The sequence below is a fragment of the Streptomyces sp. NBC_01304 genome (assembly GCF_035975855.1).
In the GTDB taxonomy this organism is placed as follows: domain Bacteria; phylum Actinomycetota; class Actinomycetes; order Streptomycetales; family Streptomycetaceae; genus Streptomyces.
Window position 1 is genome coordinate 10,070,793 of the sequence record NZ_CP109055.1, and the last position, 12,852, is coordinate 10,083,644.

The window sequence follows — 12,852 nt, forward strand, 5'->3', positions numbered from 1 at the left end:
ACGCCGAACAGCAGGGCCACCCCAGCCCCGGCGCCGCACACGCCATACGCATCGCTGCCTCAGCCCGAATCGAGGCTCCCCGCCCGCAGGCCCCGCGCCGCCCCGGCAACCACCGCAGAAGCGCTCAGCCCCACCACCATGAGCACCGCCAGAATCACCCGTACATCCACCACCGCCACCAGCCCCGCCCCCAGTGCCAGCGCCACCGCGTTCGGCGCGAAGACCAGCGCGTTCGCCGTGGCGGAGGTCCGGCCCAGGACCGCATCCGGCGTCTCCCGCTGCACCGCCGTCAACGCCGCGATCAGCACACACGGGATGCCGACGCCGATGGCCGCACTGCAAGCCAGGGCCGTGGCGTCGTACGGCAGCGCCCGACCCCCGATGCCGACGGCGAACAGGGCGAGCCCCGTCGCAGTGAACAAGCCCTCCGGAACGCGCCGCAGCAAGGCCCCCGCGGCGAGCCCGGCCGCCACGGAACCCGCCCCCTGCACCGCGTACAACACTCCTACGTACGTGGGCGCGTGGCCCAGCACGTCATCGGCGACCGCATAGATCAGCGCGCCGTTCAGCCCGGCGAGCAGCATCGTCACCGAACCGGCGAGTACCAGCAGCCGCAGCACCGGCGAGCCCCACAGCAGCCGTGCCCCCTCCAGCGTCTTCCCCAACCCGCCCCGGCCAGGCGCCCGTTCGGGGCGATCCTCGCTCACCCGCAACAGCAGGAACACCCCCGCAGCCAGGGCGAACGTCACCGCGTCGAGCAGTGCCACCGAGGCGCCGCCGAACCGGGCGAACAGACCGGCGCCCACCAGTGGCGCGATCAGTTTCATGCTCTCGTTGGCCGTCATCCGCAACCCGTTGACATCGCCGAGCAGCCGCCGGTCGACGACCTTGGGCAGCAGTGCCGCCTCCGCCGCCTCGTGCAGCGTGCCGGTGATTCCGTACACGAACAGCACGGCGAACAGCAGCCACACCCGATCCGTCGAATCGACCAGAACGAGTACGGGCAGCAGCGCCGCCATCGCCAGGCTCACCCACATGAGCAGCGGCCGTCGGGGCACCCGATCGGCGAGCGTGCCCAGCAGCGGCGCGGCGAACAGCGGGGCCCACATCGCGAACACGGTCAGCGCCGCAAGGCTGTCCGAACCGGTCAGGGACTTCACCCAGATCCCGGAGGCCAGCCACATCGCGGTGGTGCCGAACCCCGACACCACCACACCGGACAGATACAGTCCCGCGTTGCGGCTGCGCAGGACCCGCGCTGTCTCCCAATTGATCACCGGGTAAGGGTGTTCCCTAAGGCGTCTCGCGGGCATCGGGCAACTGCCTTAGAAAGCAGCCCTGTCGAGCCGAGGGGTTATGCCGCGGCCGCGGTGAGCCGCTGGTCCAGCTTGGCGACCGCGCCCCGGAAGGACATGCCAAGGCCCGGCCGGGCGACCTTGAGGGCGAGCCGGAAGGGCGCGCCGCCGTCGGCGGCGAACGTCCACTGCACGCGCGTGCCGCCGCCGGCCGGAGTCAGCCGCCACTCCTCCACCAGGTTCCGTACGCCCGGTGCGTTGGTCTCGTCCACGCGGTACGCGTAGACCTCGTCGGGGTCCGCGGCGAGGATCGTCTCCTGGAAACGGGTGCCGCCGATGAGCTTGATCTCGCGGCCCGCGCCGCCGTCCGTGGGCCGGGCGAGGGTGACCGCGCGGAACCAGGCGGGCCAGCCCTCGACGTCCTCGGCCAGGGCGTGGAACACCGCCGACGGAGGAGCGGCCACTTCGCGGGCGAACACCAGCCGTATCGGCGCCGACTGCACGAACTCGAGGCCCACGGGGCTCAGTCGACGTGCCATGGGTTCCGCACCCCCTGAAGGACGGGTCGTTGACTCTTCCGGCGCCCGGAGAGCTCGACGGGGGTGGCTCAACCATCCGGCTCGACCGCCCGGCTCAACAGGCCCGGCCACCATAGCTGAGGGTCCGTCAGATGTCTGCAGGGGTGGCCGTCGGCTCACCCGCGACCACCAGGTGCCGCAGCTCCTCGGAGATCGTGGCCCGCACCTCGGACGGCAGCCCCGCATCCGTCACCCAGGTGTCCACCTGCTCCAGGGACACGAACGAACTCAGGCCCACCGTGCCCCACTTGGTGTGGTCGGCGACCACCACGACGCGCCGCGCGGACTGCACCAGACGCCGGTTGGTCTCCGCCTCCGCGAGGTTCGGCGTCGACAGGCCCGCCTCCACCGATATGCCGTGCACACCGAGGAAGAGCAGGTCGAAGTGGAGCGAGCGGATCGCCTGGTCGGCGACCGGGCCGACCAGGGAGTCGGAGGGCGTACGCACCCCGCCGGTCAGCACCACCGTCGCCGCGCCCTGGCGCTGGCCGGTCGAGCGCTGCGCCGCGTGGAAGACATCGGCGACGCGCACGGAGTTGGTCACCACCGTCAGATCCGGCACGTCCAGGAGGTGATGGGCCAGCGCATACGTCGTCGTACCGCCCGACAGCGCGATCGCACTGCCCGGCGTGACCAGCGCCGCCGCCGCGCGCGCGATGTCCTCCTTGGCGCTCAGCTCGAGGCCCGACTTGGCCTCGAAGCCCGGCTCGTGCGTGCTCGCCTCGACCACCGGGACCGCGCCGCCGTGCACCTTCTCCAGGACGCCCTGGCGGGCCAGCGCGTCCAGGTCGCGCCGGACCGTCATGTCCGAGACGCCGAGCTTGCGGGTGAGTTCGTTGACCCGGACCCCGCCGCGCCGCCTGACCTCGTCGAGAATCAGGGCGCGGCGCTGCTCCGCGAGGAGGTTCTGATTCTCGCTCACGCCCGGTCCCGGTCCTTCCGCCATGAGGGGTCCCCCGATGAGGTGCTGTCGGTGCGGGCTGTGCTGCCGGTGCTTCCCGTGCTGCTGTGCCCTGAAGGTTTCTCATCCTCGCACGTGGCACCGACAGCCGTGGCGGCGCCCGACAGACGTGGCAGCTCGGACGGCCGGACAGCCGCCCGGCAGCGGCCCGGGGCGGCGTCAGCGCCGTGCGTCGGGACCGCACACCTCGGGGAGATTCCGTGACGAGGGGTGCATGCGGCGCCCGGACCCGCGATCCTTGTGCCTGCACAGCACAGCCGGGACTCACGGGGGAGTCGCAGAACAGTGGAGCGTGTCACGGCGGAAGAGACCGCCCTCGAGCTCTTGGTGCACGGAGTGGGCGGAGCCACGCCCGAAGAGATGCTCGGCGACCCGCGCACCGTCCGGGTCACCGGCGACAAGACGGCCGCCGTCCACCGGCGCACCGACGACGCGGACGCCGAGCAGCGCCCCGAGGACTACCAGGACAAACCCATCCCCGAGGCCTACGTCTGGTCCAACCTGACCTCCGGCAACGGCGCCCGCGCCCTGTGGCTCCTGCTGCTGCCCTTCATGGTGGTCAACCTCGCGCACTGGATGCGGCCCAATGCCCGCAGCCGCAAGAGGACGGTGCGCCTGTACGGGGTCCTGGTGCGCCTGGTCGGTCTCACCCTGACCGTGCTGCTCGTCGCCGCGGCCTGCGAGGTCGCCCTGGACCTGACCGCCTGGCAATGTGCGGGCACGCGCGCGTGCGCCGAGCAGCGCTCCTGGCTCGGCTTCCTCGCGCCGGACGCCTCCGGGGGCGGCGGCTGGTGGACCCGGCCGGGCCGCCGCCTCGCGCTGGCCGCCCTGGTGCCCGGAGCGCTGACCGGCCTCCTGTGGTACCTGTCGCAGCGCACCTGGAGCGCGTACGAGTCCCAGCAGCCCCTGCCGCACCAGAGCGAGCCGGAGGAGGACACCCGGCGCAGCGCGCTGAGCAAGCCCGGCTTCTGGTACGGCCGCCGCCTGGTCGCCCGCCTGCGCGCGGCGCACACCGCCGCCGGGCTGCTGACCGTCGCCGCCGCCGTGGCGACCTCCGCGGCGCAGTTCGACCGCCGCGCGGGCGGCCCCGCCGTCCTCGATGTCCTGGGGCGGCTCCTTGAGGCAACTCTCGTGGCGGGCGCCCTGGTTGTGGTGTGGGTGGTGTGCCGCCGGGGACGCAGCGAGAGCAAGCTGGACCGCCATCTCGACCGCGCCGTCATCACGGCTCTGCCGCTCGCGGCCCTCGGCCTGCTCGTCCTCGCCGTCCTGTACGCGGCCTGGGACCGCCCGGGCTGGGTCTCGGAGGGACGCCTGCCGGGTTCGCAGACCTTCGGGGGCATCGCCCTCGTCCAGGGCCTCCTCGTGGTCACGCTCGCCGTGGTGGCCCGGGTGCTCTACCGCAGCTCGCCCGTGGCCGGCACCGCGCTGCGCGGTCTGGGCGGGCCCTGCGTCGCGATGCTGGCGTGCGCCCTCGGCGGCGTGATGTCCGGCGGCATCGCTCAGCGCGTCGCCGACTGGTTGGACGGCGGCGGCACCCCCGGCGAGGGCGGCACCCTCCTTGAGGGGCCGCCGGTGCTGCTGTCCTGGCAGGCGGCGGTGATCCCGGTGGTCCTGGTCGTGGTGGTCTTCCTGGTCGGACTGTTCGGCGTACGCACCTGGCAGCGCCGCCGCCTGGAGATCGAGGACGTACCCGGCGACTACCCGGACGAGCCGCTGGACACCGTCCGCACCCGGCGCATCGCGGGGGCACGCGCGCGTGCCGCGCTCACCGACCACGCACCCGTCCTCATCGGCATCGTCTCCGCCGTCACCCTGGCCCTCGGACTCGCGGCCCTGGTGGGCGGCTGGGGCACCGGGAAGGTGCCGGGTGCGGCTTTCGCGGATGAGCCGGGCTTCGTCCGGGGCACCGCGCAGACCGCGCAGGCGCTGGGCTCCTGGGTGATCGGTTTCGCCTTCATACTGTTCGTCACCTGGGGCCGGCGCGCGTACCGCGACCCCTCGGCCCGCCGCACCATCGGCATCCTGTGGGACGTCGGTACGTTCTGGCCGCGCGCCGCCCATCCCTTCGCGCCGCCCTGCTATGCGGAGCGGGCCGTGCCCGACCTGACGTGGCGCATGGCCACGTGGACCCGGACGCCCGGACGCCGCCTGGTCATCTCGGGGCACTCCCAGGGCAGCGTCCTGGCCGCAGCCGCGGCCTGGCAACTGAGCCCCTCCGTAAGGAAGCGGGTCGCGCTGCTCACCTACGGCTCTCCGCTGCAGCGGCTCTACGGGCGCTGGTTCCCGGCCCACTTCGGGCCCTCCGCGCTGACCTCGCTGCACCGCGAGGTGGACTGCTGGCGCAATCTGCACCGGCCGACCGACCCCATAGGCGGGCCGATCGGGCTGACCGGCGAGTGCGGCCCGGCCGTAGATCACGCGCCGCTCAAGGACCCCTTGGCGTACGGCCGCACCGCGAGCCATCCGCTGCCCGCGCCGATCCTCGGCCACGGCGACTATCAGGCCGACCCGGTCTTCGCCACCGAACGCACGGCGCTCCTGGCCCGGCTGCGGCCCGGCTCGGTGCCCCCGCAAGGCTCGGGTGAGCGCGCCGACTCCGGGGATCCTCAGGGCAGTTCGGGCAGGTCCTCGGGGTAGAGCAGGGTCAGGTCGTCCTTGCTCGCCTCGGCGACCTGGGCGACCCGGCCCGCGTGCCGCTCGACCATCGCCTCGAAGGTCTGGCGCGCGGTGCGGCCGTTGCCGAAGGCGGGGCCCTTGTCCAGGGCGGTGAAGTACTTCAGCAGGGCCTCGCCGGTGCCGGTGCCGAGCCGGTACTCGTGCTCGTCCGCCTGCTGCTCCACGATGCGCAGCAGTTCCTCGGGCGCGTAGTCACCGAAGGTGATGGTCCGTGAGAAACGGGACGCCACACCGGGGTTGACGGAGAGGAAGCGCTTCATCTCCGCCGTATAGCCCGCGACGATCACGACGACCGCCTCGCGGTGGTCCTCCATCAGCTTCACGAGGGTGTCGATGGCCTCACGGCCGAAGTCACGCCCGGAGTCCTCGGGGGACAGCGCATAGGCCTCGTCGATGAACAGCACGCCGCCACGGGCCCGGTCGAAGGCCTCCTGGGTGCGGATCGCGGTCGATCCGATGTGCTCGCCGACGAGGTCGACCCGGGAGACCTCCACCAGGTGGCCCTTGTCGAGGACGCCGAGCGAGGCCAGGATCTCGCCGTACAGCCGCGCCACCGTCGTCTTGCCGGTGCCGGGGGAGCCGGTGAACACCAGGTGCCGGCGCGCGGAGGCCGCCTTGAGTCCTGCCAACTGCCGCTTGCGGCCCACCTCGATCATGTCGGTGAGGGCCCGCACCTCCCGCTTGACGCTCTCCAGGCCCACCAGCGTGTCCAGTTCACCGAGCACGTCCCCCGACGAGCGCACCGGTTCGGCCGCGGGTTCTGCCGCGGTGGCGCGCTGGTCGGGCACGGCGGACAGCAGCCCGGCGGTCTGTGTCGCCGTCGCGACGGCCGTTTCCGGTACGGAAGGCCGCAGTCCGGCACTCTCGTCGCTGGTGCACTCCTCGACGAGCGGCCCGTCCTCGGGGAACTCGTAGCCGCCGCGCGCACACCGCTCGGTGCGGCACTTCTTCAGCGTCGTACGGCAGCCGTCGAGCACATGGAAGCCGTAGCCGCCGCTGCCCGTGACCCGGCAGCCGGTGAAGCTGCCGCGGCCCTCGGCGGACACGTAGAAACCCGCCTCGGCGGGTGAAGTGACCGTGCAGCGCTCGATGGTGGGATCGGCGCCCTTGGTGATGATGACGCCCGTCTGTGCGGCATCGATGGTGCAGCCCGCGAGGGTGCCGCCGCTGCCGTGGTCGCGGAACCAGGCGCCCGTGGCGACCTCCCGGATGCGGCAGTCGTCGAGCTGCGCGGTCGCGCCGTCGCTCACCGACACCGCCGTGTTGCGCACCTGGGACAGGTCGCTGTCGACGACGTCCGCGCGTGAGCCGCGGTCCAGGACGAAGATCGCGTCCGGTACGTCGTGCACCCGGCAGTGGTCCAGGACCGCGCTCGCCCCGTCGCTCACCCACACCGCCGGGTAGTCGCCCGTACTGTCGTGGATCTCGCACTGGTTGGCGTCCACGCGCGTGCCCGGGTCCCACACCGACAGGCCGTTGCGTCCGAAGCGGCTCACCGTGGAGCGGGTCAGGGTGAGCACCGAGCGGGAGCGCAGATCGACCGCGTTCTCCGGGATGTCGTGCAGCCGGCAGTCGGACAGCGTCAGGACGGCATCGGTGTCGAGGGTGACGCCGTCGGCCGTGGTGCGGTGCACATCGCAGTCCGTCAGGTGCGCCGCGGCCCGTGCGGTGATCTGAACGCCGGAGCCCTTGATCTCGTAGATCTCACAACCGAGCGCCTCCAGGCCGGAGTTCTCGCCGGTGACCGACAGGCCGGCCCCGGAGGTGTGGTGGATCCGGCAGCGCTCGAACCGGGGATGGGCGCCGCCGCGCACGGCCACGCCGGCCTGTCCGGCGGCCACCACCTCGCACTCCTCGAACACGCCGCCCGCGCCGTCCAGTACGGCGAAGCCGACCCCCGCCGGGTTGTCGACGGTGCAGCGCCGCACGGTGGGCCGGGCGCCCGAGCGCACCTCCAGGCCGGCCGCCGAGCGGGTCACGATGCGCACGTCGGAGATCTCGGGGGCGCCGTCCTCGACGAGGAGCGCCGGCGCCGCCGCGTCCTGGCCCTCCAGCTGCAGGTCCTGCACGACGGCCGAGGCGCGCACCGTCAACGCCACCCCGTCGATGGGCGCCAGGCGCACCGAGCCGGGGGAGCCCTCCGGGCCGCGCAGCGTCACCGCGCGCTGCACCACGAGGTTCTCCCGGTAGGTGCCGGGGGCGACGGTCAGGACGTCGCCGTCCCCCGCCGCTTCGAGGGCGGCGGCGAGGGAGGCGTACTCACCTGTGCGGCGCCGCCACCTCGACGTACCGGTGTGCGTCACCTGGACCGTGCCCTGTGCCATGGCGCTGCTGTGCCCCCACCTCTGCGTTCGCGACAGATCTGCCGGTCCACCGTAGCGCGCGCGGCGGCGCCGAGTTGACCGGTCCGCCCTGCTGGTGGGGGAGCAGGAACGTTCGGTCAGCTGCCCGTGCCGGTGCGGCCCCAGTCGGGCCCGACGTCGGCCCACTCGCGGTCCCACTCCGCGAACCGCCCGCGCACCATGCGCCGTACGACCGTCCGCCGGGCGCACTCCACGAACGCCATGGCCGCCACGGCCGCGCCGATACCGGCCAGCGCGGCATGCGTGCCCGCGGTGGCCGAGTCCAGGGGGCGCGCGACGACGCGGCCGTGCGCGTCGGTCCACAGCACGAAGCGGTCGCCCGACTCGGCGCCCCGAAGATGTGCCGCGACGGTGCCGGAGTGCCGACTGCCGTCGGGCGCCGTCCAGTTGGCGACGACCCGGACCCGGCCGTCGTGCTCCGAGGACGTTTCCGGGTCGCTGTCCACCGGATGGTGCGGCAACGCGCGCTGCACGGTCGCCCTGACCTGGTGGCGCTCCGCGTGCTGGTCGCGTACAGCCTGCTGCAGTGCGTCCTGGGTGCGGGCCCCGGTGGCGAGGCCCACCAGAGGCGCGGCAACGGCGATGAGCGCCGCGGCGGCCAACGCCACCCAGGCCTCGACGAGATCGGTCCTGCGGCACAGCGGATTGTGCCGCCAGCGCCAGAGTCTGGCCAATGCCCGCACGATCCTGCACCCCCTTACACCCTTACGCGTCCGTCATAACCCCGAACGGCACGGTCCAAGCACGAGCGGCACCAGAAGAGAGTGAAATCACCCGTCGGTGACGGCGCAGGCGGTGAAACGGTGACCCCACCGCCTTGGCGGCACACTCCCCTCTCGCTGCCCAACGGCCGTGCCCCGCCGTCGGGTTCCCCTGGTGTCCCGTCCTACTCCAGGATGCGCACCGTGTCGCCGACCCGCACGGTGCCCGGCCGTTCGGGCACCAGGTTCTGTCCGAACAGCAGGGCGGCATCGTGGTTCCGGTGCCGGGCGAGGGTCCGCAGCGGCTCCTTGCCGCGCGCGCCGGTGTCCTGGTCGGTGGTGGTCACCACGCAGCGGGCGCAGGGCTTGGCGACACGGAAGGCGACGTCGCCGATCGCGATGCGGGACCAGTCGTCCTCGGCCCAGGGCGCGGTGCCCTCCACGACCGCGTTGGGCCGGAAGCGGTTCATCGGCAGCGGGCCCTCGTCCGCATGATCACCCTGTGCGATCAGGGAGTTCAGCGCGTCGAGCGAGGAGACGGTGGTGAGCAGCAGCGGAAACCCGTCGGCGAAGCTCACGGTCTCGCCGGGGCGCGCGAATTCGGGATCGATCGGGCGGCGTACGGCCGGATCGTCGAGATGTACGAGCGTGACCTCGGTGTCCAGGTACGAACGGAACCAGGCCTGCGCCGCCTCGTCGGCGGGCACGGCCTCGACCTTGTCCTGCCAGACCTCCACCGGCACGGTGCGCACCGGATCGGGCACGGACACGGTCAGGGGTTCCTGCCCGGGCGCGGTCAGCGCGATCGCACCGCCGGCCTGCGGCCGCGCCCGCACCAGAGCGAGCCGCGGCTGCGGGCGTTGCGTGACCTGCCTTCCCTCGCCGTCGACCAGCATCCACCTGCGATCCCCCGCAAGCCCCCAGGGCTGCACATCCGCCTCGGCGGGTGCGTCCCCCTGGACGGACTTGAGCGGGTAGACGTGGAGCGAGCGAAGGATGGGCTGAAGCATGGGGCCATCGTGCCAAACGGCGACGACGGCCGGGCAAGCGGTGTCAGTAGCCGCGACCGCCGGGGTGCTGGCGGTAGTACGGGTCCTCGTAGGGCGCGGGCGCCGGTTGCGGACGGGGCGCCGCGGGGCGCATCGCCTCGTATCCGGTGCCGACGGGCCGCTGGGGCTGGGCGCCCGGGTAGCCGCGCGGGCCGGCCGTCTGCTGCTGGGGGATGTACGGCGCGGGGGCGTGCTGCAGCGGACTGGGCTGCGGGGCCGACGCATAGCCGTACGCGGGCTGGGGTGAGGGTGCGGCCGGCAGGGCGGGCAGCGCTGCCGGAAGCGCGGGCAGGTAGCTGCCCGAGTCGTACGCGGAAGGGACCCGGATCGGAGCGATCTGCGGAGTGCCACGTTCGGCGACGAGCGAGTCGTAGATCGGAGTGTCCGGGAAGGACGGCGCGGAGTAGTAACCGCTGCCGTAGGTGGCGCGGGGGGAGGTCATGGCACATAAGTTAAGCCCACGATGTGCCTGTTGGGGAGACCGATAAGAGGGTTGTTTTCCGTGTCGGGCGTGACGGCGGATCACCAATACGAGCGAACTGGGCGAAAATCGGTCGCCTGACGGCGCTTTGATCGTGTAAAGACTCCGTTTCCATGTGGCTGACCAGTGATCCTTACGCTCCGCGTTGGGCGTCCGGTGATCGGTCGTGCACCGTCCGGCGGGGGTGGAGAATGGGTGGGCCAGGTACAAATCGAGGGGCCCTTCTCGACCCGACGACGCGCTAATGGGGGCGGACATGTCAATGCCCAAAGGATCGAATGTTCCGGTGCCCGCGCCGGCCGTGCGGATCGAAATCGGTTGGCAGTCGGGCCCCGGGGTGCCGGACGCCGACGCCTCGGCGCTGCTGCTGGCCGCGGGAAAGGTGCGCAGCGACGCGGACTTCGTCTTCTACAACCAGCCCGCGCACGCCTCGGGCGCGGTCCGCTACGAGGGCAAGCAGCCCGCGAACGGCCAGGTGACCGACGCGGTCTCGGTCGACCTCACGCGCGTGGAGGACGGCATCGAGACCGTGGTCCTCGCCGCCTCCGCGGACGGCGGGACCTTCGGACAGATCCCAGGCCTGCACATCCGTGTCCTCGACGCGGGCAGCGGCGCCGAACTCGCCCGCTACGACAGCGGGGACGCCACGTCCGAGACCGCCTTCGTGCTCGGCGAGCTCTACCGCAGGCAGGGCGCCTGGAAGTTCCGCGCCGTCGGCCAGGGCTACAGCAGCGGTCTCGCCGGCCTCGCCACCGATTTCGGCATCAGCGTGGACGAGCCGCAGGAGGCGCCCGCGCCCCCGCCGCCCGTGGCGCAGGCCCCGGCGCCCGTGCCGCCCCCGCCGTCCGCCCCGCCCGCTTCCACCGGACCGGTCCGGTTGACCAAGGTGACGCTCACCAAGCAGTCCCCGACCGTCTCGCTGAGCAAGCAGGGCGGCACCGGCGGTGCCATGCGCGTCAACCTGAACTGGCAGATCCACAAGCAGTTCAAGGGCTGGGGCGCCAAGCTGGGCCGGGCCGTGGCCGTGCACGCGGACCTCGACCTCGACCTGGGCGCCCTCTTCGAACTCGCCGACGGCCGCAAGGGAGTCGTCCAGGCCCTCGGCAACACCTTCGGCGCCCTGCACCAGCCGCCCTACATTCACCTGGACGGCGACGACCGCACCGGCGCGGTCGAGAGCGGCGAGAACCTCACCATCAACCTCGACCACAAGAACGACTTCAAGCGCATCCTCATCTTCGTCACCATCTATGAGGGCGCCCGCAGCTTCGCCGACCTCAACGCGACGGTGACGCTGACGCCGCAGAACGGTGCTCCGGTCGAGTTTCACCTGGATGAGTGCACGGTGCCGTCAACGGTGTGCGCGCTCGCCCTGCTCACCAACGAGGGCGGCGACCTCGTCGTCCGCCGCGAGGCCCGCTATCTGGTCCCCGAGCGCGGCATCAGCATGCAGCGCACCCTCGACTACGCCTATGGCTGGGGCATGGACTGGACGCCCGGCAGGAAGTGAGCCCCACCCACCGGGACCCCCTTCTCTACTGGTCGGGCGCGGCCCGCTCGGGCCGTGCGTACGTACGGCCCTTCCAGGCCGCGCCCCGCCCCCGGTAGTGCTGCACCGCAGAGTCCACCGTCATCAGCAGATAGAGCAGCGCGGTGCCGGGCAGCAGCGGCGCCAGCCACAGCGTCTGGCGGTAGTAGCGCAGCATCGGGATGTACGTCGCCGTCATCACGCCCCACGCGAGACCCCCGGCCAGCGCCGCCGGCCCGTCACCGTCCAGCAGGCCCGCCACCAGCGCGAGCGGCGGCACCAGGTACACCAAGGCCAGCCCGGCGACCGTGCCGAGCAGCAGCAGCGGGCTGTGCAGCAGCTGCGCGTACGCACTGCGCGAGACCATCCGCCACAGGTCCCCCAGCCGCGGATAGGGCCGGACGCTGTCGACCCGCTCGGCAAGGCCCAGATAGATCCTCCCGCCGCTGCGCTTGACCGCGCGGGCCACCGCCACGTCGTCGATGACGGCATGCCGGACGGCGTCCGGGATCCCGGCACGCTCGGCCGCCTCCGTACGAAGGAGCACACAGCCGCCCGCGGCCGCCGCCGTCCGCGAGTTCTGCTTGGCCACCCAGCGGAAGGGATAGAGCTGCGCGAAGAAGTAGACGAACGCCGGAACCACCAGCTTCTCCCACACGCTCGCCGCCCGCAGCCGCGCCATCTGGGAGACCAGATCGAAGCCGCCGGCCCGGGCCGCGGCCATCAACTCCCGCAGGCTGTCCGGTTCATGAGAGATGTCCGCATCGGTCAGGAGCAGATACGCGAAGGGCCCGTCGGCGGCGTCGCGCGCACAGGCCATCCCGTGGCGGACCGCCCACAGCTTCCCGGTCCAGCCGGCCGGCGGCTCACCCGGCGAGGTCACCGTCAGCGGCAGCCCGCCGTAGCGGTCGGCGAGTTCACGCGCCAGCTTGCCCGTGCCGTCCGAACTCCCGTCGTCGACCAGGATGATCTCGGCCCGTCCCGGATAGTCCAGCGCGAGCAGCGACGGCAGGCTCACCGGAAGGACCTCGGCCTCGTCCCGTGCCGGCACGACGACACACACATCCGGCCAGTCCGCGCCGTCGGCCGGCTCCGGGCGCGGCGGCAGCCGCAGATCCGTCCGCCAGAAGAAGCCCTGGCCGAGCAGCAGCCACAGCCAGGCGGCCAGCGAGACGACGGCGGTCCATGCAAGGGCGCTCATTGCAGGAGTGTGCCCCACG

10 protein-coding genes are annotated in these 12,852 nt (G+C 72.5%); 2 read left to right on the plus strand and 8 right to left on the minus strand.

Annotated features, from left to right (window positions below; all coding sequences use genetic code 11):
- Positions 1-59: 59 nt before the first annotated feature.
- The 3 genes from OG430_RS45220 to OG430_RS45230 form a co-directional block, all read right to left on the minus strand.
- Positions 60-1,274, minus strand: coding sequence for an MFS transporter (locus OG430_RS45220; RefSeq protein WP_442816773.1), 1,215 nt, complete (start codon positions 1,272-1,274; stop codon positions 60-62).
- 80 nt (positions 1,275-1,354) lie between these two features.
- A complete protein-coding gene (locus OG430_RS45225; protein ID WP_327358523.1) occupies positions 1,355-1,834 on the minus strand; it encodes an SRPBCC family protein in 480 nt (159 codons plus the stop codon).
- A gap of 127 nt (positions 1,835-1,961) precedes the next feature.
- Entirely contained in the window at positions 1,962-2,795 is an 834-nt protein-coding gene (locus OG430_RS45230) for a DeoR/GlpR family DNA-binding transcription regulator (protein ID WP_327358524.1), read from the minus strand.
- Positions 2,796-3,194: 399 nt separating this feature from the next.
- On the opposite strand from OG430_RS45230, the gene OG430_RS45235 reads away from it, so the two are divergent.
- Positions 3,195-5,471 (plus strand): hypothetical protein, encoded by a 2,277-nt coding sequence (locus OG430_RS45235; RefSeq protein ID WP_327359480.1) that lies wholly within the window; start codon positions 3,195-3,197, stop codon positions 5,469-5,471.
- Here OG430_RS45235 and OG430_RS45240 read toward each other — a convergent pair.
- The 4 genes from OG430_RS45240 to OG430_RS45255 all read right to left on the minus strand — a co-directional run bounded on the left by OG430_RS45240 (position 5,441) and on the right by OG430_RS45255 (position 10,065).
- A complete protein-coding gene (locus tag OG430_RS45240) occupies positions 5,441-7,834 on the minus strand; it encodes a right-handed parallel beta-helix repeat-containing protein (protein ID WP_327358525.1) in 2,394 nt (797 codons plus the stop codon). The two genes, OG430_RS45235 and OG430_RS45240, sit on opposite strands and share 31 nt — an antisense overlap.
- A gap of 116 nt (positions 7,835-7,950) precedes the next feature.
- A complete protein-coding gene (locus tag OG430_RS45245) occupies positions 7,951-8,556 on the minus strand; it encodes an Rv1733c family protein (protein ID WP_327358526.1) in 606 nt (201 codons plus the stop codon).
- 203 nt (positions 8,557-8,759) lie between these two features.
- Positions 8,760-9,584 (minus strand): MOSC domain-containing protein, encoded by an 825-nt coding sequence (locus tag OG430_RS45250; protein WP_327358527.1) that lies wholly within the window; start codon positions 9,582-9,584, stop codon positions 8,760-8,762.
- A 43-nt stretch (positions 9,585-9,627) separates the two neighbouring features.
- Positions 9,628-10,065: a DUF6643 family protein gene (locus OG430_RS45255; RefSeq protein WP_327358528.1), complete on the minus strand. Its 438-nt coding sequence runs from the start codon at positions 10,063-10,065 to the stop codon at positions 9,628-9,630.
- 295 nt (positions 10,066-10,360) lie between these two features.
- Between OG430_RS45255 and OG430_RS45260 the strand changes: the two genes are divergently transcribed.
- Positions 10,361-11,614, plus strand: a complete 1,254-nt coding sequence (locus OG430_RS45260; protein WP_327358529.1) for a TerD family protein — start codon at positions 10,361-10,363, stop codon at positions 11,612-11,614.
- A gap of 25 nt (positions 11,615-11,639) precedes the next feature.
- On the opposite strand, the gene OG430_RS45265 is transcribed toward OG430_RS45260, so the two are convergent.
- Entirely contained in the window at positions 11,640-12,833 is a 1,194-nt protein-coding gene (locus tag OG430_RS45265) for a glycosyltransferase (protein ID WP_327358530.1), read from the minus strand.
- Positions 12,834-12,852: the final 19 nt, after the last annotated feature.

Coding starts and splice junctions, on each gene's coding strand:
- OG430_RS45225 (WP_327358523.1), bottom strand. CDS start 1,834: ATGGCACGTCGACTGAGCCCCGTGGGCCTCGAGTTCGTGCAGTCGGCG.
- OG430_RS45235 (WP_327359480.1), top strand. CDS start 3,195: ATGCTCGGCGACCCGCGCACCGTCCGGGTCACCGGCGACAAGACGGCC.
- OG430_RS45240 (WP_327358525.1), bottom strand. CDS start 7,834: ATGGCACAGGGCACGGTCCAGGTGACGCACACCGGTACGTCGAGGTGG.
- OG430_RS45250 (WP_327358527.1), bottom strand. CDS start 9,584: ATGCTTCAGCCCATCCTTCGCTCGCTCCACGTCTACCCGCTCAAGTCC.
- OG430_RS45255 (WP_327358528.1), bottom strand. CDS start 10,065: ATGACCTCCCCCCGCGCCACCTACGGCAGCGGTTACTACTCCGCGCCG.
- OG430_RS45260 (WP_327358529.1), top strand. CDS start 10,361: ATGTCAATGCCCAAAGGATCGAATGTTCCGGTGCCCGCGCCGGCCGTG.
- OG430_RS45265 (WP_327358530.1), bottom strand. CDS start 12,833: ATGAGCGCCCTTGCATGGACCGCCGTCGTCTCGCTGGCCGCCTGGCTG.